General features: G+C 67.7%; 15 protein-coding genes and 1 pseudogene. 9 read left to right on the forward strand and 7 right to left on the reverse strand.

What is annotated here, in order from left to right; translation table 11 throughout:
* The first annotated feature begins 182 nt into the window (after window positions 1-182).
* From C441_RS17330 to C441_RS17350, 5 genes are all read left to right on the forward strand, one after another.
* Complete coding sequence (locus C441_RS17330; protein WP_007276256.1) at window positions 183-716, forward strand: DUF7344 domain-containing protein; 534 nt, start codon at window positions 183-185, stop codon at window positions 714-716.
* A gap of 471 nt (window positions 717-1,187) precedes the next feature.
* Window positions 1,188-1,835: a DUF7344 domain-containing protein gene (locus C441_RS17335; RefSeq protein ID WP_007276257.1), complete on the forward strand. Its 648-nt coding sequence runs from the start codon at window positions 1,188-1,190 to the stop codon at window positions 1,833-1,835.
* 439 nt (window positions 1,836-2,274) lie between these two features.
* Window positions 2,275-3,444 carry a sugar phosphate nucleotidyltransferase gene (locus tag C441_RS17340; RefSeq protein ID WP_004967814.1) on the forward strand — a complete coding sequence of 390 codons (1,170 nt, stop codon included), beginning with the start codon at window positions 2,275-2,277 and terminating at the stop codon, window positions 3,442-3,444.
* The gene (gene glmS, locus C441_RS17345) at window positions 3,444-5,261 is read left to right on the forward strand and encodes a glutamine--fructose-6-phosphate transaminase (isomerizing) (RefSeq protein WP_007276258.1); all 1,818 of its coding nucleotides are present in this window, start codon (window positions 3,444-3,446) and stop codon (window positions 5,259-5,261) included. The genes C441_RS17340 and glmS overlap by 1 nt, the downstream gene beginning before the upstream one ends.
* 192 nt (window positions 5,262-5,453) lie before the next feature.
* Complete coding sequence (locus tag C441_RS17350) at window positions 5,454-6,014, forward strand: helix-turn-helix domain-containing protein (protein ID WP_004967816.1); 561 nt, start codon at window positions 5,454-5,456, stop codon at window positions 6,012-6,014.
* Window positions 6,015-6,053: 39 nt separating this feature from the next.
* Here C441_RS17350 and C441_RS17355 read toward each other — a convergent pair whose 3' ends face one another.
* Window positions 6,054-6,287, reverse strand: a complete 234-nt coding sequence (locus C441_RS17355; protein WP_007276259.1) for a hypothetical protein — start codon at window positions 6,285-6,287, stop codon at window positions 6,054-6,056.
* A gap of 162 nt (window positions 6,288-6,449) precedes the next feature.
* Here C441_RS17355 and C441_RS17360 point away from each other — a divergent pair, with 162 nt between their 5' ends.
* From C441_RS17360 to C441_RS17370, 3 genes are all read left to right on the forward strand, one after another.
* The gene (locus tag C441_RS17360; RefSeq protein WP_007276260.1) at window positions 6,450-7,229 is read left to right on the forward strand and encodes a DICT sensory domain-containing protein; all 780 of its coding nucleotides are present in this window, start codon (window positions 6,450-6,452) and stop codon (window positions 7,227-7,229) included.
* A 90-nt stretch (window positions 7,230-7,319) separates the two neighbouring features.
* Window positions 7,320-7,676 carry a hypothetical protein gene (locus C441_RS17365; RefSeq protein ID WP_004967819.1) on the forward strand — a complete coding sequence of 119 codons (357 nt, stop codon included), beginning with the start codon at window positions 7,320-7,322 and terminating at the stop codon, window positions 7,674-7,676.
* Window positions 7,677-7,804: 128 nt separating this feature from the next.
* Window positions 7,805-8,176, forward strand: coding sequence for a winged helix-turn-helix transcriptional regulator (locus C441_RS17370; protein ID WP_049917703.1), 372 nt, complete (start codon window positions 7,805-7,807; stop codon window positions 8,174-8,176).
* Between the two features lie 25 nt (window positions 8,177-8,201).
* Here C441_RS17370 and C441_RS17375 read toward each other — a convergent pair whose 3' ends face one another.
* From C441_RS17375 to glmU, 3 genes are all read right to left on the reverse strand, one after another.
* A complete protein-coding gene (locus C441_RS17375) occupies window positions 8,202-8,645 on the reverse strand; it encodes an Rrf2 family transcriptional regulator (RefSeq protein ID WP_007276261.1) in 444 nt (147 codons plus the stop codon).
* A 212-nt stretch (window positions 8,646-8,857) separates the two neighbouring features.
* Entirely contained in the window at window positions 8,858-10,369 is a 1,512-nt protein-coding gene (locus tag C441_RS17380) for a response regulator (protein ID WP_007276262.1), read from the reverse strand.
* 95 nt (window positions 10,370-10,464) lie between these two features.
* Window positions 10,465-11,745 carry a bifunctional sugar-1-phosphate nucleotidylyltransferase/acetyltransferase gene (gene glmU / locus C441_RS17385; RefSeq protein ID WP_007276263.1) on the reverse strand — a complete coding sequence of 427 codons (1,281 nt, stop codon included), beginning with the start codon at window positions 11,743-11,745 and terminating at the stop codon, window positions 10,465-10,467.
* Window positions 11,746-12,163: 418 nt separating this feature from the next.
* On the opposite strand from glmU, the gene C441_RS17390 reads away from it, so the two are divergent.
* Window positions 12,164-13,252, forward strand: coding sequence for a guanosine monophosphate reductase (locus C441_RS17390; protein ID WP_083874951.1), 1,089 nt, complete (start codon window positions 12,164-12,166; stop codon window positions 13,250-13,252).
* Window positions 13,253-13,947: 695 nt separating this feature from the next.
* Here the strand turns inward: C441_RS17390 and C441_RS17395 are convergent.
* The 3 genes and pseudogenes from C441_RS17395 to C441_RS17405 form a co-directional block, all read right to left on the reverse strand.
* On the reverse strand, window positions 13,948-14,718 hold the full coding sequence (locus C441_RS17395) for an IclR family transcriptional regulator (RefSeq protein ID WP_007276265.1): 771 nt from the start codon (window positions 14,716-14,718) through the stop codon (window positions 13,948-13,950).
* A 69-nt stretch (window positions 14,719-14,787) separates the two neighbouring features.
* Window positions 14,788-16,161 carry an MmgE/PrpD family protein gene (locus C441_RS17400; protein WP_049920678.1) on the reverse strand — a complete coding sequence of 458 codons (1,374 nt, stop codon included), beginning with the start codon at window positions 16,159-16,161 and terminating at the stop codon, window positions 14,788-14,790.
* Between the two features lie 42 nt (window positions 16,162-16,203).
* Window positions 16,204-17,531 (reverse strand): annotated as a pseudogene (locus C441_RS17405) (MmgE/PrpD family protein).

The raw sequence follows: 17,531 nt of genomic DNA on the forward strand, positions 1-17,531 counted from the left end.
CCTCCCGCTGACGGTCTGTGCCCCGGTGACAATCGCGTGAAGATGAGCTTAATATCCGGTAGCGACCGACTCGGTGCCTCCCGGAAACGTCACGATAACAAAGGTCGGGTGTGGTGTAGTACGACCCAACCGGGTCGGGTCCCTCTTTCACACCGCGTGCGGGACCACCCCCGCACACGACGATGACAACGCTATCAAAAGACGAGCTATTCCGAATCCTCAGCAACTCCCGGCGGAGGCAGATTCTCTACTTCCTCCATCGGGCGGGCGAGGCGATCTCGCTGAAAGAACTCGCGGCGATGGTCGCCGCGCGGGAGAACGGAACGGCGGTCGAGGACGTGACCGACGAAGAGCGACAGCGGGTGTACATCTCGCTGTACCAGACGCATCTCCCGAAACTCGAGAGCGCCGGACTGGTCGATTACGACGACGAAGAGCGGTCCGTCGAGCTCGTTTCGAACGTCGCAAAGCGGGGGTTCTTCTGGATGCAATCCGAGACGAACGAGCCGTGGAGCCGGTATTACGCGCTCCTCGGCGCGCTCAGTTGGGCGCTCATTCTCGGCCTGTGGGCGGGCCTCCCCGGGTTCGCGCTCGTCTCGTGGAGCGCCGTCGCGGTGTTCGTCTCCGCGGCGCTCCTCGTGTTGGTGTTCGCGCAGTACCGCTCCGAGCGGCGGGCGGGGACATCGGCCGACGCCTTCGAAGCGCTCGTGGAATAACCGCGGAATAATTCGTCTCCTCGCGGCCGTCGCAAACACCCGCTCCGAAGCGCTCGCGTATTCTCAACGGATGCTACTGCTGAATCGACGTATCCGTGAACCTAACTACCAACTGTGTTTTATATATTTCTCAGAACCGAGATAAATGAGAGTGAAAACGGCGTCCCTCGCGGCTCTCTGGTAGGGTTCTCTTACTGTCGGAACTATTGAAAGTCTGAGTTAGTATAGATTGTTACAGTCACTTTACTCGCAGATTTTGCAACCCTAACAGTCGGAGAAATCAGAGTGTGGGATTGTCAGACAAGTATATATCCTCGTTTAACCTATTAGCTCACTGACCCTCTGTATCTGGGGCGCGCTTGGTGGGGCGCATCCAAAGGTTGTGGTCTGTGCAAACGCCTCGTGGTCTTCCCTCTCGACCGACCACGTGACACGGTAGCACCCGACCACACAGTGGGGGAGGAAGGAACAATGGTTACCGATTCACTACAAGCCGATACCGGCGTTGTCGACCAGACGACGAATGAACAGCCCGCGGAGACGACTGGTGGGTCTCACGCGCTCGCAGAACAGCAACAACAACCCGAAATCGAAGCGCTCTCGAAGGACGTCGTCTTCGAGATTCTGAAGAACCAACGCCGGCGCGACGCGCTCCGGTACCTCAAGGAGAACGACGGCGAGGCGAAGCTCGGCGACATGGCCGAGTTCATCGCCGCGAAGGAAAACGGCATCGAGATCAAGGCGCTGTCGTCGAGTCAACGAAAGCGCGTGTACATCGGTCTGTACCAGTGTCACCTGCCGAAGATGGACTCGGCGGGCATCGTCGACTTCGAGAAGAACCGCGGTGACATCACGCTTCTCGACACCGCGAAACAGCTCGACCAGTACCTCGACGGCGACATCGTCAGCACCGAGGACGACGAGCAGTCGGCGTCGCTCGCCGCGGCGCCGAAGCGGAACCTCGCTATCGCCGCCGGCGTGGCCGCGACCGTCTCCGCCGGACTGCTCGGCGTCCCCGGACTCGAACAGGTCCCGGCCGCCGGCTGGGCCGTGTTGAGCACCGCGACGCTCATGGCCATCACCGCGATGGAGTCGTACAAGAACCGCCTCGACCTCTGAGTCGGTCGGTTCTCACGCGTCCGCGACGATACCGATTTCCAACGACTGCACCCGGATTTTACTTCGCTCCGCTTTCGAACAGCCGCGGCACTCGGTCCCTCCCTTCTTTCCGCCCGCCGGCATCTGCTCTCCTCGGCTCCTCCACCGAGGTCCGTTCTCACCCCGCGGTGTGGTTCGCAGTCCGTGCGACCGACGCGGCGGCTTCGCCGCGCCGCGACACTGTCGGGGGAGCGCCCCCCGATTAGGCGCGTCCGAACCGTCTACTCCGCCGATTTCGGACTGCGGTCTCCGCTTGCAACAGTCTCACACGCGACCCTAACGCGAGACCGGTTCGGGGAACGCGCTGTATAACAATCCCCGTCGCCCTCCCTGTTTCCTTCATGACTTACATACCGTCACGGTCACGTTCCGAACGCCTGTCGCTCGCGGGAGGGCGCGAATGAACGACCGCATCACCGAGGCGGTCGTCCTCGCGGGCGGAGAGGGGCGACGGCTTCGCCCGCTCACCACCTTCCAACCGAAGCCGATGCTCCCGGTCGCCAACCGGCCGGTGGTCGAGTACGTCCTCGACGCGCTGTTCGAGTCGGGCATCGAGCGCGCGGTCGTCGTCGTCGGCCACCGCGCCGACCGCATCCAGTCGCACCTCTCTGCGACGTACCCCGACGCGAACATCGAGTTCGTCCACCAGGACGCCCGACTCGGAAGCGGGCACGCGCTCCTCCTCGCCGAGGAACTCGTCTCCGGCCCGTTCGTCGTCTGCAACGGCGACAACGTCATCGACGCCGACATCGTCACGACAGTGCTCGAACGCTTCTCGACGACCGACTCGGTGGCGACCGTCGCGGTCGCCGAGTCGGACACGCCCGAGGAGTACGGCGTCGTCGTCGAGGACAACGGCCGCATCGCCGACATCGACGAACACGCCGTCGACAGCGAGGGCTACCTCGTCAACGCGGGCGTCTACGTCTTCGACGACGCGGTGTTCGAGGCGCTCCGGCTCACCCCGCCGCACGACGGCGAGACGCGGCTTCCCGACGTGATTCACTACCTCGACGGGAACGTCACGTCCGTCCTCGTCAACGGCGGCTGGCTCGACCCCTCGCACCCGTGGGGACTCCTCTCCGTGACGGAGACGCTCCTCGCGCGCAGGCACGGCTCGGCCGTCGCCGGTTCGGCGCGAATCCACGAGCGCGCGGTCGTCGGCGACCACGTGGTCGTCGGCGACGACTGCGACGTGGGACCGGGCGCGGTCATCAGCGCCGGCTCGTGCCTCCAGAACAACGTCTCGGTCGGCGCGAACAGCGTCATCGAGCGCTCCATCCTCTCGACCGACGCGCGGGTCGGCGCGGGCGTCGTCCTCCGGGACTCCGTCGTCGGCCCCGGCGCGACCGTCGGCGACGGCGTCGTCTCACCCGGCGGCCGGGCGGACGTCATCCTCGAAGGCCGGCTGTACACCGACCGCCGCCTCGGGAGCATCATCGGCGACCGCGCCGAGGTGGGCGCGAACGTGACGCTCACGGCGGGCAGTCGCGTCGGCGCTGAGGCCGTCGTCGGGGCCGGCACGGTCTTACACGGCGACGTCCGCGAGCGCGTGGAGGTGACCCACTGATGTGCGGAATCACCGCCTGCATCGGCGCGGACAACTCGGTCGATTCGCTCGTCGAGGGACTCCAGCGGCTGGAGTACCGCGGCTACGACTCGGCCGGTATCGCCGTGAAAAACGGGTCGGGCATCTCGCTGACGAAGCGCGTCGGCGAGGTCTCCGAACTCGTCGCGGCCGTCGAGCGGGACCCCATCGCCGGCGACTACGGCATCGGTCACACCCGCTGGGCGACCCACGGCGGCGTCACCGACGGCAACGCCCACCCCCACACCGACGAGTCGGGCCGTATCGCCGTCGTCCACAACGGCATCATCTCGAACTTCCAGTCGCTCCGGAGCGACCTCGAAGCCCGCGGTCACGTCTTCAGTAGCGAGACCGACACCGAGGTCGTCCCGCACCTCATCGAGGAGAACCTCCGCGACGGCGCGACCCCCGAGGAGGCCTTCCGCGCCGCGGTCGGCAGTCTTTCGGGGAGCTACGCCCTCGCGGCCATCATCGGCGACGAGGAGGCCATCTTCGCGACCCGCTCGGGGTCGCCGTTGGTCCTCGGCGTCGGTGACGGCGAGTACTACCTCGCCAGCGACGTGCCCGCGTTCATCCAGCACACGGCGCGCGTCGTCTACCTCCACGACGGCGACTTCGTCGTCACTCGCTCGGACGGCTACGAAATCACGGACTCGGCCGGCCGCGCGGTCGACCGTCCCGTCGAACGCGTCGAGTGGGACCCCGAGACGGCGACGAAGGGCGGCTACGAGCACTACATGTACAAGGAGATTCACGAACAGCCCGGCGCGCTCCGGCGGACCACCCAGAGCCGGCTGAACACCCACGCCGGCGGCGTCGAATTAGAGGAGTTCCCGCCGGAGTCGTTCGCCGACGTGAAGCAGGTCCACCTCCTCGCCATGGGCACCTCGCACCACGCCGGGATGTACGCGGCGTCGTTGCTCAACTCCCGGGGCATCCCCGCCTACGCGTTCATGGCCGGCGAGTACTCGGTCATCAAGCCGCCGGTGACGCCGGACACGCTCGTCGTCGCGGTCAGCCAGTCGGGCGAGACCGCAGACACCCTCGACGCGGTGCGCCGCGCCCGCGCCGCCGGCGCGCGGACCCTCGCGGTCACGAACGTCGTCGGCTCGTCGATAACCCGCGAGTGCGACGACGAACTGCTCATCCGCGCCGGCCCGGAAATCGGCGTCGCGGCCACCAAGACGTTCTCGTCGCAGGTGACGGCGCTGACGCTCCTCACCGAGCGCCTCGTTGAGGACGTGACCGGCGCGAAGTCGCCCGAAGCGCGCACCCTGATGGAGGCGCTGTCGCGGCTCCCCGGCGACGTACAGGAGGTGCTCGACACCTCGATGGCCCGCGAAATCGCCATCGAGTACGAGGGGAGCGACGCCTACTTCTTCATCGGCCGCGGGGTCGCCCACCCCGTCGCCCTCGAAGGCGCGCTGAAGTTCAAGGAGATATCCTACGAGCACGCCGAGGGCTTCGCCGCCTCGGAGCTCAAACACGGCCCGCTGGCGCTCGTCACACCCCTGTCGCCCGTGTTCGCCATCTTCACCGGCCACGAGGACGAGGCGACGCTGAGCAACGTCAAAGAGGTGCAGGCCCGCGGCGCGCCGGTCATCGCCATCACGAGCGACCGCACCGGCGAGGTGACCGAGTTCGCGGACCACGTGCTCAGGATTCCGGACACCCATCCCGACATCGCCGGCGTCCTCGCCAACGTCCAGCTCCAGCTCGTCGCGTACCACGCGGCGGACCTGCTCGAACGACCCATCGACAAGCCGCGCAACCTCGCCAAGTGCGTCACCGTCGAGTGAGCGTGAGCGAGCGCCGCGGTGGGTCTCACCGCCGCGTTCCGACGTTTCGCACCCGTTAATTCGCCGCGGTCGTTCGGTTTCGGTCCGAGGGCCGCCGTTTTTCGGGGATTCGAGACTGTTCGGAGGTAATCGAAGATTATCTCGATTGTAGGCACCGATTACATATTACCCGCCCGCGTCAGGTAACACGCGATGACCCGACGCGACCTCGTGGACGACGTTCTCTCGGCCTCGGACGAGCCTCCCGGACCGCTGACCGACGAGAGCGCCGCCGCCGAGACGACGGACGAGACCGATATCCCCCCGGAGTCGTCCGACGACGACCTCCTCGACGCGCTCGGAGACGACGTCTCCCGGGACGTACTGCTGGCGTGCAACCGCGCGCCGATGACCGCCGAGGAGCTCGCCGAGACCTGCGACGTCTCCGAATCGACCATCTACCGCCGGCTCGAAACGCTGTCGAGCCTCGGGCTGGTCGAACGGACCCAGCGGGTCGACGCGCCGAGCAAGACGTGCTACGAGACGGCCGTCGACGGGCTCTCGATTCACCTCGGCGACAGCCTCCGCGTCGAGGCGGGGTCGAGCAACTACGTCGTCGACGCGATGCGCACGCTTCTGGCCGCCATCGACGTCCAACAGCTCGCGTACGACCGCGAGCAAAACAGCGTGGACGTTCGGTTCCGACTGGCTCCGCACCTGCTCGACTCGCTCGTGGAACTGTACGTCAGAGACACGAGCTCCCGCGAGAAGTAGTCCGTCGGCCGTCGATTCGGTGGCGCTCGTCGCGCCGTCTCACCGCCGCCACGACTCGTCGACTTCGCCGAGGACGAGCGCGAGCGCGTCTCTTGCGCGGCCGACCGCGATGAGTTCGCGCGCGGTCGCGGCGGTGAGGGGACCGATGGACTGCGAGGACGCGAGCCCTTCGACGATGTCGGGCACCTCGGTGGCGAACCACGAACTGGCGTCAGTCCCGGATTCGTCGTCGACCCCCGCGGACGACCGAGAGTGGGGTGCGTCGGAAATCATACTGAATGTACACGCTCGCGGGGCATAGTTAGGAATCTGAACACCTTCGGTAACGACCTCCTTACTCGTCGGAGTCTCGGGGTCACGAGCCGATTGCCGGCTCTCTCATACCACATTATTGCAAAGAATAATAACCCGCTGGAGCGTTCCGTGTAACCGGTAATGTCTCTCAGCGAACTCATTTCCGGCGTCGCCGCCGCGGAGCGAACGCTGACGGTGTTCAATCCGACGCCCGGCGTCGCCGAGCGACTCGCCGAGCACTTCGCGGACCGAAACGTCTCGGTGGAGTCTGCGAGTTCCGACGAGGGTCCCTCGAACTACGCGGTGTTGGGTACCGGCGACACGTTCCACACGGCCGTCTCGATAGACGACCTCCTCAGACGTCCCGAGGACGTCGAACCGGGCTTCGAACGCGACTCGTACGCGCCGATTCTCGACCATCTCGACGAGACGCTGTTTACCTCCTACGACCGCCGGCAGATGCTCAACGCCACCCGCGAAATCGAAGACCGCGCGTGGCGCGTCGGCGCGGGCGAACTCCACTCGGGCTTTCAGTCCGGCGGGAACCTCCGCCCGCAACTCGCCGCGTACCGCCGCCTCGGCGGCCGCGACGACCTCTCGGTCCACGCGTACATCTATCCGAACGGCGAGGTCCCGCAGGCGGACCAGTTCCAACTCCACCTCGCGCGCACCGACGAGATTCGCCGCTCCTGGTTCGTCGCCTACGACGGCAACGGCGTCGGCGACTACAAGTGCGCGCTCGTCGCCGAGGAGCCCGAACCGGGGTTCGGCTTCACCGGCTTCTGGACGTACGACCCCTCGACGGTCGACTACATCGTCAACCACCTCGTCTCGTCGTACCCGATTATCGAACCCGATGGCTCGGGCGACGACGCGGACGGCCGCCGCCGGATGACCGTCCGACCGAAAGGCTGTCGCTGACGCGGCTCTCCTCGTCGGCGCGCCGCTCGCAGAATCAATTCGGAGAACCGGGCGCGAATACTTAGGAACGCCCGCCCGGAACCGTGCGGTATGGTTGACGGAATCCTCCTCGACGCCTCGCACCTGAAGGGCAAAGTCAAGGGCGGCCGCGCCGGGGCCGAAATCGCCGGGATGAGCTACATCGGCTACGAACTCGCGGTCACGGAGCGGAGCATCCACGTCTACGGCGACCACTGTAACGCCGACATCCAAGACGAGGAGTACCGCTATCTCGTCGTCCCCCTCGACTCGGTCCGGGGCATCGAACTGAAGGACCTGTCCGACCGCGGTCGGTGCCTGCAGATTCACGCACTCGACGACGAGGTGGTGCTGTTCTCGGAGAACCAGACGAGCCTCTCGAAGAACCTCAAGCGCGTGTTCCTCCTCCTCTCGCGTCTCCTCGCCTGAGCGGACCGGCGCTCAGGTCGGCGACTGGTCGGCCGGTCGGTCCGTCGGCCCGGATCCGAATCAGGTAACGTTTCGAAAGCAGGTGTACTAACCGAACCGCTAAAGAGGGACGGAGCCGATATGGGGGTATGGCCACGGATATGAACCTCGACGACGCCCCCTGTCCCATCATCGACTCGCTGAAGCAGATCGGGTCACAGTGGCGTCTCATCGTCCTCCACGACCTCCAAGACGGTGAAAAGCGGTTCAACGAGCTGAAGCGCTCGACCGGCGCGAGTTCGCGGACGCTCTCTCGCGTCCTCGACGACCTGCAGGAACACGGCTTCGTCGACCGCCGGATGGAGGAGGACGCGCCGGTCGCGACGTACTACTCGCTGACCGACAAGGGCGTCTCGCTGTGCCCGGTGTTCGACGAGATACAGGAGTGGGCCACCGAGTGGCTCGACGCTGAACACGACGAGGACGCGGCCGAGGCCGAGACGGTGCAGTCGACGGTCTGAACGCGCTCTACGGTGCGGTGCCGCGCTACGCTTCGAGCGGGTCGCCGTCCGCCGTCTCGACGATTTCCGCGTGGACGTCCGCGACGGTGACCGAGTCGAGTTCGTCGAGCATCGCCTGAATCGCCGGTTCGAGCAGTTCGACGAGCACCGGCTGGATGTGTTCGCCGACGGTGCACTCGTCGTTCGGTTCGTTCGTGTGGAAACAGAACGGCTCGGCGTCCTCCACCGCCTCGTAGATGTCGCGAAGCGTGATGGCGTCCGGCTCGCGGGACAGCGTGAAGCCGCCGGTCGGGCCGCGCTTGGAATCGACGAGGCCCGCCTCGCGGAGCGAACACAGGAGCTGACGGATGACCACCGGGTTCGTGTTGACGCTCCACGCGAGACGGTCGGAAGACAGCCGCTCGTCGCTCTGCACCGCCAAGTGAGTCAACACGTGCGTCGCGACGACGAATCGGCTGCTGTTCGACATACACGTTCTTTGGTGCTACGGGCATTTTAGATTTCACGGTGATGCGCCGATTTCGCCGGATTCCCGCGGAACTGCCGTTTTTCAACTCCCGGCTCGGAACGGGGGTTCGGTGTCCGAATCAGATGGCGAGAACCGACCGGATGGGGTTCGGAACGGCCGAAAAGTAGACTCCAGATTGAGCAGGTCGGCCGCGGCGACGCGCCCCGACCGATTCACTCCTCGCTTTGCTCCGCCCGCGGTTCCGCGCGGCTCCCTCGTCGCTCCTCTCTCGGTCGCGTTCCGTCTCCGCGCTCGTTTCCTTCGGAGTCGCCCGTTTTCGCGTCGCCCACTCCCGTATCGTCCGCTTCCGCGTCGCTTGCTTCCGCATCGCCCGTCTCGTTCCCGCCGGCGCGCGCCGGGAGCGCCTCGACGTCGGTCGCCCGCATGAGCGCGATGACCACGTTGTCGGCGACCTCCGCGGCGAACCTGCGCTCGTCGGTCCGCCACTGTCGCGGCTCGCCGACGTGTTCGTGACAGACGACGCCGACGACCTCGCCGCCCGACCTGACCGTCGCGTCGAGCATCGACGCGATGCCCTTCGGCCCGAGGTAGCCGTCCCGAAGCTCGGCGGTCGCCGGGTCGGTCCGAACGTCGTCGACGCCGAGCGACCGGTTCGCCGCCAGCGCCTCGAAGTACGACGGGTAGTTCGACGCGGTCAGCGTCGTCCCGGCGTTGTGCTCGCCCGACGACCGGTCGTACTGGTCGACACAGCGGAGCGTCTCGGCGTCGTCGAACAGCCAGACGCTCGCCCGCTCGACGTTCAGCACCGTCGCCATCGTCTCCGTGATTCGCGGCAGTGCGTCCTCGAACGACCCCCCGATGACCGCCTCGTCGGTCGCGAGGCCGACGAGCGCCCGCTGTTGGCGCTCGCGTCGCTCCCGCTCGCGGTAGGCCTCGGTCACGTCGCGGAAGACGGCGACGACGCCTTCGACCGCCCCGTCGTCGGTCCTGATGGGCGACATGCTGTCTTCGATGTAGCGCTCGCCGCCGTCGCTGGTGACGAGTTTCGTTCCCGCGGCGAGTTCGACCGGCCCGTCCGCCTCGGCGACGCGGCGCATCGGGTCGATGCGTTCGCCGGTCTCGCCGTCGACGAGGACGAGCACGTCCGAAAGCGGCTCGCCGACGGCGGCGTCGGCGTCGTAGCCGGTTATCTCCTCGGCGGTTCGGTTCAGTTGGACGACCGTCCCGTCGGCGTCGGTGGCGACGACGCCCTCGGCGATGGAGTTGAGGGTGACGCGGAGGTACGCCTCGCGCTCGCGGAGTCGCCGTTCCGCGCGCCGGTGGTCCGTGATGCGGACGAGCGTCTGTCGGAGGACGCCGTACTGCGTCGTCGGGTCGCCGCCCTTCTGGAGATAGCTGTCGGCGCCGAGGTTCAGCGCCTCGATGGCGACTTCCTCGCGGCTCCGCCCGGTGAAGATGACGAACGGCACGTCGGAGCCGCGCTCCTCTCGGAGCACCGACAGCAGTTCGAGTCCGGACATCTCCGGCATCTGGTAGTCGGAGACGACCGCGTCGAACGACTCCGACGCGAGCAGTGCCAGCGCCCGCCGCGGCGAGTCGGTCGTCACGACCTCGATTTCGTCGTCCGTCGATTCGAGAAACCGCTTTGTCAGCGCCAACAGCCCCTCGTCGTCGTCGACGTAGAGCACGCGCCTCGACGCCGACTCCCCCTCGCTCACGTCCATGTACTGTCGTGCCGATTCGCCTTGTGTCTGATAACTGTTTGGTAGGTTAACTGTCGTCAACGTGATGCGTGTCGCGGGTCGAGGCGGCCCTCGCGTCAGTCCTCGCCGGCGGTCGCCTCGTCGTCGGTCGCCGCGTGGCCGGTCGCCCCGTGGTCGCTCGCTTCGTCGCCCGCGTCGGTCTCGTCCACGCGGTCGTAGAGGACGGACTCGCCGGGTTTGACCGTCCCGCCGGTCGGGATTCTGACGCCCGCGTTCAGCGAGGCGTTGATGCCGGTCTTCACCCCGTCACCGAGGACGACGCCGTACTTCCGACGACCCGACGAGACGAGTTCGCCTTTGAGCATCTGCCGGACGGGCTCGCCGTCGTGTCGGAGGTTCGCCACTTTTGTCCCCGCGCCGAAGTTCACGTCGCGGCCGAGGAGGCTATCGCCGACGTACGAGAGGTGGCCGACCGTCGCGCCCTCCATCAGGACGCTGTTTTTCACCTCGACGGCGTGGCCGACCTTGGCGTGCTCGCCGACGAGCGTGTGCCCGCGGACGTAGGCGTTCGGGCCGACGGTGGCCCCGCTCCGGACGAGCACCGGCCCCTCGATGACCACGCCGGAGCGGACCGTCGCGCCCGCCTCGACGACGACCGGCCCGTCGAGTTCGGCCCGCTCGGACACGTCGCCGTCGATTCGCGGTTCGAGTTCGCCGAGCTTCCACTCGTTGGCTTCGAGGAGTTCCCACGGCCGCCCCACGTCGAGCCAGCGCTCGAAGGCGACGCCGCGCACGTCGTAGGCCTCGCAGGTCGCCGCGAGCACGTCGGTCAGTTCGAGTTCGCCGCGGTCGCTCTCGTCCACGTCGAGCCAGTCGTGGGCCTCGGCCGGGAAGACGTACGCGCCGGCGTTGACGAGGTCAGACGGCGGGTCCGCGGGCTTCTCGACGACGCCGGTGACGAAGCCCTCGTCGTCGGTGTCGAGGACGCCGTAGGAACTCGGGTCGTCGACGCGGAACGACCCGACCGCGGGCGTCCCCTCGTACAGCGTCGACAGCGTCGGCACGTCGTACAGCGCGTCGCCGTTGAGGACGACGAACGGCTCGTCGGGGTCGAGATGGGGGGCCGCGGCGCGGACGGCGTCGGCCGTCCCGCGCTGTTCCGACTGGACGGCGAACTCGACGGGGACGCCCCCGCGCTCGTCGCCGAAGTAGTCGCGCACGTCTCCGGCCTCGTAGCCGACGACGAGAGTGATGTCCGTCGCGCCCGCCTCGATGGCCGCGTCGGCGGTGTGTGCGACGAGCGGCCGGTCGGCCACGGGGAGCATCGGCTTCGGTCGGCGGTCCGTGAGCGGACGCATCCGGGTGCCGCGGCCGGCGGCGAGAATGACAGTCTGCATACCTCCCTAAGGGACTGCGCGGAAGAAATTTCTTCGGTCCGGACGATATCGAGGCGGGGACCAATCGTCGTGCTGTGGGTTGCCTCTGATCCACCTACCGATACCGACTCGAGGTGGGACGGCCGGCACGGCAACTATCTGTCAATATCAGTCTGACAAAACGCTTGCGAACTCCGCGCCGGATTCGACTCCGAGACTCCGCCGTCGCGCGGCGCGGTCGCTCCGGGGCGGTTCGAACCACACGGCCCGCGAACGGCGAGTACGTTGGGGTTACGATGGGTTGGAGATTCGCACGAGACGCGGCGCCGTGTGTTAGTGAACGGACGAACGCCAGCGTGTAATAGTTTCGTTCCGCGGCGACGCGAACCGCGTTCGTGGGCGTTATTACCATCCCACCCTTCGGCTGTGGAGGGTTACGATGGAGATTCGCACAGGACTCTCTTACGGAGACGTATTGCTGGTTCCACAGCGCTCGCCGGTCGACAGCCGGAGCGACGTGGACCTCTCGACCAACGTGACGCCCGACTTGCGCCTCGACACGCCGCTCGTCAGCGCGGCCATGGACACCGTCACCGAAGCGGACCTCGCGGCGACGCTCTCGGGCCTCGGCGGCCTCGGCGTCGTCCACCGCTTCCTCGACGTGGACGAGCAGGCCGAACAGGTCCGCCGCGTCGCCGAGGCGGGCGGGACCGTCTCGGGCGCGGTCGGCATCAACGAGGACTACCTCGACCGGACCGAGGCGCTCCTCGACGCCGGCGCGGACGCTATCGTGATGGACATCGCTCACGGCCACATGGAGCGGTGTCTCGACGCCGTCGAACGGATTCGCGACGAGTTCGACCCCGAAATCGTCGCGGGCAACGTCGTCACGCCGGCGGCCGTCGAAGACCTCTGGGAGGCCGGCGCGGGCTGTGTGAAAGTCGGTGTCGGGCCGGGTTCGCACTGCACGACCCGCGAGGTTGCGGGCGCGGGCTATCCGCAGCTCACGGCCGTCTCGGAGTGCGCCGAGCGGGCGCACGACCTCGGCATCCACGTCATGGCCGACGGGGGGATTCGGACCTCCGGCGACGCCGCGAAGGCGCTCATGGCCGGCGCGGACACCGTCATGATGGGGAGCTTCTTCGCCGGGACCGACGAGGCACCGGGCCGGGTCGTCGAGGTCGACGGCGAGACGTACAAGCGCTCCCGCGGGATGGCCTCCACGGAGGCCGCAGACGACCGCGAGGACAAACAGAGCGACGTGGACGCCGGTGAGGGCGTCGAGGCGCTCACGCCCTACAAGGGGCCGGTCGAACCGCTCGTCGAGGAGTTCCTCGGCGGGGTTCGCTCCGGGGTGAGCTACTGCGGCGGTCACACGCTCGCCGACGCCCGCGAGAAGGCCTCGTTCGTCCGCGTCGCGGCGAGCGCGAAGGAGCGAGAAGGCGCACACGGCGTCGTCTTCGCCGAGGGCCCCGTCGAGGTCGACGAGGAGGCCGAACGCGAGTTGCAGGCTCCGATGGCCGACTGACTCCGAGGTCGGGGAACCGACTCCCGACGCGACACCGCGCGGTGACTCACGACGCGACGCGAGACGACGCGGACCGCCACGCCGGCGACCGCGCCCTCGCCGAGCGACGGCGTTCGCGCTGACACACCGGCGTCATCGCGCTCGAATAACATCTCAGATTCGATAGTATTCGACTGTTATTTTTGAATATTGGTAGTTATTTAGTTCGAGCACATGGCTTCGATTCGAGTTCGAACACTCGGCAATCGGGTCCACAGCGAGCCGACTGATCGATTTCTCTCGTCACCCCTAACACCGAAATTTCGCTCGAATAGCGCGTCAATCGCGCGAAAAACGCACCGTTCGTCCGCTTTGAATCGCCGCGCCGCGCTCGCATCTCGGACGGAGGAACTCGGCCACCGAATCGAGTTCGTCGCGCTCGTGACCCTCTCCGACGATGACTTATCAAGCCAGATTAGAACTATATATACTGATACGTTTGCCGACGGACACCGCCGAACTCGACCGGCTCGCCTGACAACCGTATCTGTGTCACGAGTCGCGGAAGTCGACTCGCCCCATCCGTGACAAACATAATTCTGTAATCTCTTTGGTGTCGGCCGGCTCGCGTCCGAACGACTCCGGGAACGGGCCGTCCGGCGTCAAACATCCGCGAAATACAGCTATGCCGAACCGTTGTTTTGCATCACTGGAGACTACGAGTAGGTCGCGCGGATGCCGATGACCCGAGCGGCCTGCGTCACCATCTCGGGGACCTCCGTGTGGTACCACTCGCCTTTCATCCGGGTGGTTGGACCGGAGACGCTAATCGCGCCGAGGATGGTCTCGTCGTCGGAGAGAATCGGCGCGCCGACCGCTCGCATCCCGGTGATGCGCTCTTCGTCGTTGAAGGCGTAGCCGCGCTCGCGAATCGTCGCCAACTCGGCTTCGAGGGCGTCGCGGTCGTCTATCGTCTTCGTCGTCAGCCGCGTCAGTTCGCCGTCGAGAATCTCCCTTCGGCGCTCCTCGTCGCAGAACGCGAGGTAGGACTTGCCGACCGACGTGGTGTGGAGGTCGACGGTCGTGCCGATGTGCGAGTCGGTCTGGGGGCCCTGTTCGGATTTCACCTGATAGATGTAGACGCCGCGGCCGTTCTCCTCGACCATCACTTGTCCGCGCTCGCCGACGGCCTCGACGAGGTCGTCCATCTCGCCGATGGAGGCGTGGTACAGCGCGTGTCGCGTCCGGGCGTGGTCGCCGAGGTCGAGGAACTTCAGGCCCAGCGCGTACTCGTCGCCCTGCCTGACGACGTAGCCGAGTTCCGCGAGCGTCTTGAGGTGGTTGTGGGCCGTGCTCTTCGAGATGCCGAGGTCGTTCGCTATCTCCGACACCCCGCTCGCGTCGTGGTCCCTGATGTGTTCGACGATGCCGAACGACGTTTTCGTAGCGCCGATTGTTCCCGTCGCATCGTTCCCGTTCGTGTTCATAGTTAGCAATCAGGCAGTGAGGTAATAATTGTTGGCGTTTTGTTCGGGTAAGCCGAACGAGTGTTCGCCTCAGTACCGAGTCAGCGCGGCGACGGTCTCGCGGACCGGCCTCGAACCGACCGCCGAGAGCGCGTCGAGCGCCGCGTCCGCGGCGTCCTCGCCGAGACCGAACGCGAGCAGGTCGCGGTTGCGCGAGTCGAGGTCGGCCGCCGACAGCGGGTCGCGGTAGTCGCCGCGGGGGTACTCGCGCTCGCCGACGTAGCGGCTCCCGTCGCGGGCGGTCACCTCGACGCGCGCCCCCCAATCGTCGGGGAACGCCCGCTCGAACGCCTCGTCCGCGTGGAGGTGGACGCGCTCCGAGAGCCCCTGCACGGCCTCGTCGCCGAGCGCGTCGTCGAGGAAGTCGTCGAGTTCGACGCTCCCGTCTGCGACCCAGCGGGCGAGGACGTACGGCGTCGAGAACTTCGCCGCGGTGAGCGTCTCGGGTCGCGCGTGGCTCATGTCGACGCCGTTGCGGTAGGTGTACACGTCGATTCGGTCCACGTCGCCGGGCGCGAGGTCGTCCGCGCCGGCGTCTCGTAGGGCGTCGAGCGGGGCGTGGGTGTAGCGACACGACGGATACGGCTTCTGGTAGGCCTCGGAAATCCACCAGTCGTCGCCGAGCGAATCGAACAGGGCGTCGAACTCGCCGTCGCCGAGGAGCGTTTCGAACGGGTCGTAGACGGCCTCCATCGCCGCGGGCGACCCGCGGAGGCCGGCGGCGGTCAGCGTCGCGGCGCTCACGCCGGCCTGCGCGGAGAACCCGGCGGTGACGTTCCGCGACGGCGCGCCCTCTGCGAAGGGGTCGTGCATGGAGGCGACCGCGAGGTTCAGCGCGGTCCGGACCGTCTCGCGCACCCCGTCGGGCGACTGTCCCGCGCAGACGGCGGCTGTCAGCGCCGGCCCGAGCGTCGTCCACGTCGAGTGCGGGTCGCGGACGAGCCACGGAATCGCCTCGTTCATCCGGGCCTTCATCGCGAAGATGGCGTACTCGAAGCGCGCGCACAGCTCGTAGGAGCGGACGCAGGCGTCTACGAACGTCTCGCCGTCCACGTCGTTGGCCTCGGCGACGCCGACCGCGCCCGCGACGACGCTCGCGCCGACGTGGCCGCCGCGGTTGTGGCCCTCCTCTATCTCCTGTGTTATCGCCGCCGTCGCGTTCAACAGCGCCGCCTGCGACGGGTCGACCCGGCGGTCGGTCCCGAGGACGGACGCCGGGCCGTCGGCCAGTTTCGCGTCGCGGAAGACGCCCGCGTGCTGTGGCGCGGCCGCCCCCGCGACGGTCGCCGCGAGCACGTCCGCGACGATTCGCGCCCCGTCGGCGCGCACGTCGTCGGGTATCTCGTCGGTCAGAAAGCCGTACACCTGTCGTTCCCAGTCTCTGACTGGCTCGTGTGAAATCATGGTCTCAGTGGTCTCAGTGGTCTCGGTGAGTGTCGGGGGTGCTCAGGCCCGAGTGAGGGCGCAGAGCACGCGGGGGCGGCGGGTTCGGTCGCCGCGGTCCAGAGGCCGTCGACGCCGCCGTCGCCGATGACGGGCGCGACGAGTCGGTCGAACTTCGCTCGGAGTTCCGATTCGGTGAACGGGTCGCGTTCGCCGCCGCGGGCGGCGCGCACCTCGCGGGCGTACCGCTCGCCGTCGCCCGTCTCGACGGTGACGCGCGCGCCGCGCTCGTCGGGGGCGCGGGCCGCGAACTCCTCGGTGGCGACCACGTCCACGCGGCGGGCGAACCCGAGGGCGGTCTTCGTCAGCGCCTCGTCGGTGAACGCCTCCTTGCCGGTCTCGCCGGTCGTCAGCGCCGAGGCGACGGCGAAGGGAATCGAGAACTTCGCCTGCAGGGCGTTGGCGGGCGCGGGTTCCGACAGCGCCGCGGCCGCGGGGTACGTCTCGACGCTAACCGACTCGATGTCGGCCGCGTCGACGCCCGTCTCGTCGACGAGGAGCGCCACGGCGTCGAGGGCGGCGTGGGTGTAGCGGCAGGCCGCGTGGACCTTGAAGTAGCCGCGCTCGAGTTCCCAGCGCTCGCCGAGTTCGTCGGCGAGGGCGCTCCGGTCGGGGCCGTCCGCGGCCACGGGTTCGAGGTGTCGCGCCACGCCGTCGTCGAGGCCGGTGAACCCCGACTCGGCCTGGTCGACCGCGAGGAGGCCCGAGAGGTTACTCATCCCCACGTAGCCGTTTCTGACGGTCGCGCCCTCGGTCGCCGCCTCGAACCGGGTGTGCTGGGCGTAGTTCGCCGCCATGCGCATCGCGTCGAGCGTCGTCTCGGCGTCGAGGCCGCGGAGTCGGGCGACGGCCGCGGCGGTCCCGACGCCGCCCCACACGCCGTGGGGGTGGAGGCCGTCCGCGAGCGGGACCACCGTCTGGGCGGCGCGGACCGCCGCCTCGTAGCCGGCGACGAACGCCGTCAGGAACTCGTCGCCGCTCCGGTAGGCGGACTCGCCGTCCGCGAGGAGCGCGGGCAGGACGTGTATCGCGGGGTGGCCGGCCGCGAAGCGGTGGCCCTCGTCGAGTTCGAGGACGCTCCCGGCGGCCGCGTTGACGAACGCGGCGCGGTACGCGGTGGTCCGCTCGCCAGCCGTCCCCATGACGGTCGATTCGCCGCCGTTCTCGTCGGCCCACCGGCGCGCCAGCGCGGCGACCGCGGGGTCCGACGCGCCGCCCAGCACCGCGCCGATGGTGTCGGCGACGACGAGGGACGCGCGCTCGACGACCGACGCGGGGAGGTCGGCCCGGTCGAGGTCGGCGACGAACGACGCGAGCGCTTCGTCGGTCAT

This window comes from Haloferax sulfurifontis ATCC BAA-897 (genome assembly GCF_000337835.1).
Lineage (GTDB): Archaea > Halobacteriota > Halobacteria > Halobacteriales > Haloferacaceae > Haloferax > Haloferax denitrificans.

What these genes read in the sequence shown, in the direction of transcription:
- C441_RS17330 (WP_007276256.1), top strand. Translation starts at nt 183, where the DNA reads ATGACAACGCTATCAAAAGACGAGCTATTCCGAATCCTCAGCAACTCC.
- C441_RS17335 (WP_007276257.1), top strand. Translation starts at nt 1,188, where the DNA reads ATGGTTACCGATTCACTACAAGCCGATACCGGCGTTGTCGACCAGACG.
- C441_RS17340 (WP_004967814.1), top strand. Translation starts at nt 2,275, where the DNA reads ATGAACGACCGCATCACCGAGGCGGTCGTCCTCGCGGGCGGAGAGGGG.
- glmS (WP_007276258.1), top strand. Translation starts at nt 3,444, where the DNA reads ATGTGCGGAATCACCGCCTGCATCGGCGCGGACAACTCGGTCGATTCG.
- C441_RS17350 (WP_004967816.1), top strand. Translation starts at nt 5,454, where the DNA reads ATGACCCGACGCGACCTCGTGGACGACGTTCTCTCGGCCTCGGACGAG.
- C441_RS17355 (WP_007276259.1), bottom strand. Translation starts at nt 6,287, where the DNA reads ATGATTTCCGACGCACCCCACTCTCGGTCGTCCGCGGGGGTCGACGAC.
- C441_RS17360 (WP_007276260.1), top strand. Translation starts at nt 6,450, where the DNA reads ATGTCTCTCAGCGAACTCATTTCCGGCGTCGCCGCCGCGGAGCGAACG.
- C441_RS17365 (WP_004967819.1), top strand. Translation starts at nt 7,320, where the DNA reads ATGGTTGACGGAATCCTCCTCGACGCCTCGCACCTGAAGGGCAAAGTC.
- C441_RS17370 (WP_049917703.1), top strand. Translation starts at nt 7,805, where the DNA reads ATGGCCACGGATATGAACCTCGACGACGCCCCCTGTCCCATCATCGAC.
- C441_RS17375 (WP_007276261.1), bottom strand. Translation starts at nt 8,645, where the DNA reads ATGTCGAACAGCAGCCGATTCGTCGTCGCGACGCACGTGTTGACTCAC.
- C441_RS17380 (WP_007276262.1), bottom strand. Translation starts at nt 10,369, where the DNA reads ATGGACGTGAGCGAGGGGGAGTCGGCGTCGAGGCGCGTGCTCTACGTC.
- glmU (WP_007276263.1), bottom strand. Translation starts at nt 11,745, where the DNA reads ATGCAGACTGTCATTCTCGCCGCCGGCCGCGGCACCCGGATGCGTCCG.
- C441_RS17390 (WP_083874951.1), top strand. Translation starts at nt 12,164, where the DNA reads ATGGAGATTCGCACAGGACTCTCTTACGGAGACGTATTGCTGGTTCCA.
- C441_RS17395 (WP_007276265.1), bottom strand. Translation starts at nt 14,718, where the DNA reads ATGAACACGAACGGGAACGATGCGACGGGAACAATCGGCGCTACGAAA.
- C441_RS17400 (WP_049920678.1), bottom strand. Translation starts at nt 16,161, where the DNA reads ATGATTTCACACGAGCCAGTCAGAGACTGGGAACGACAGGTGTACGGC.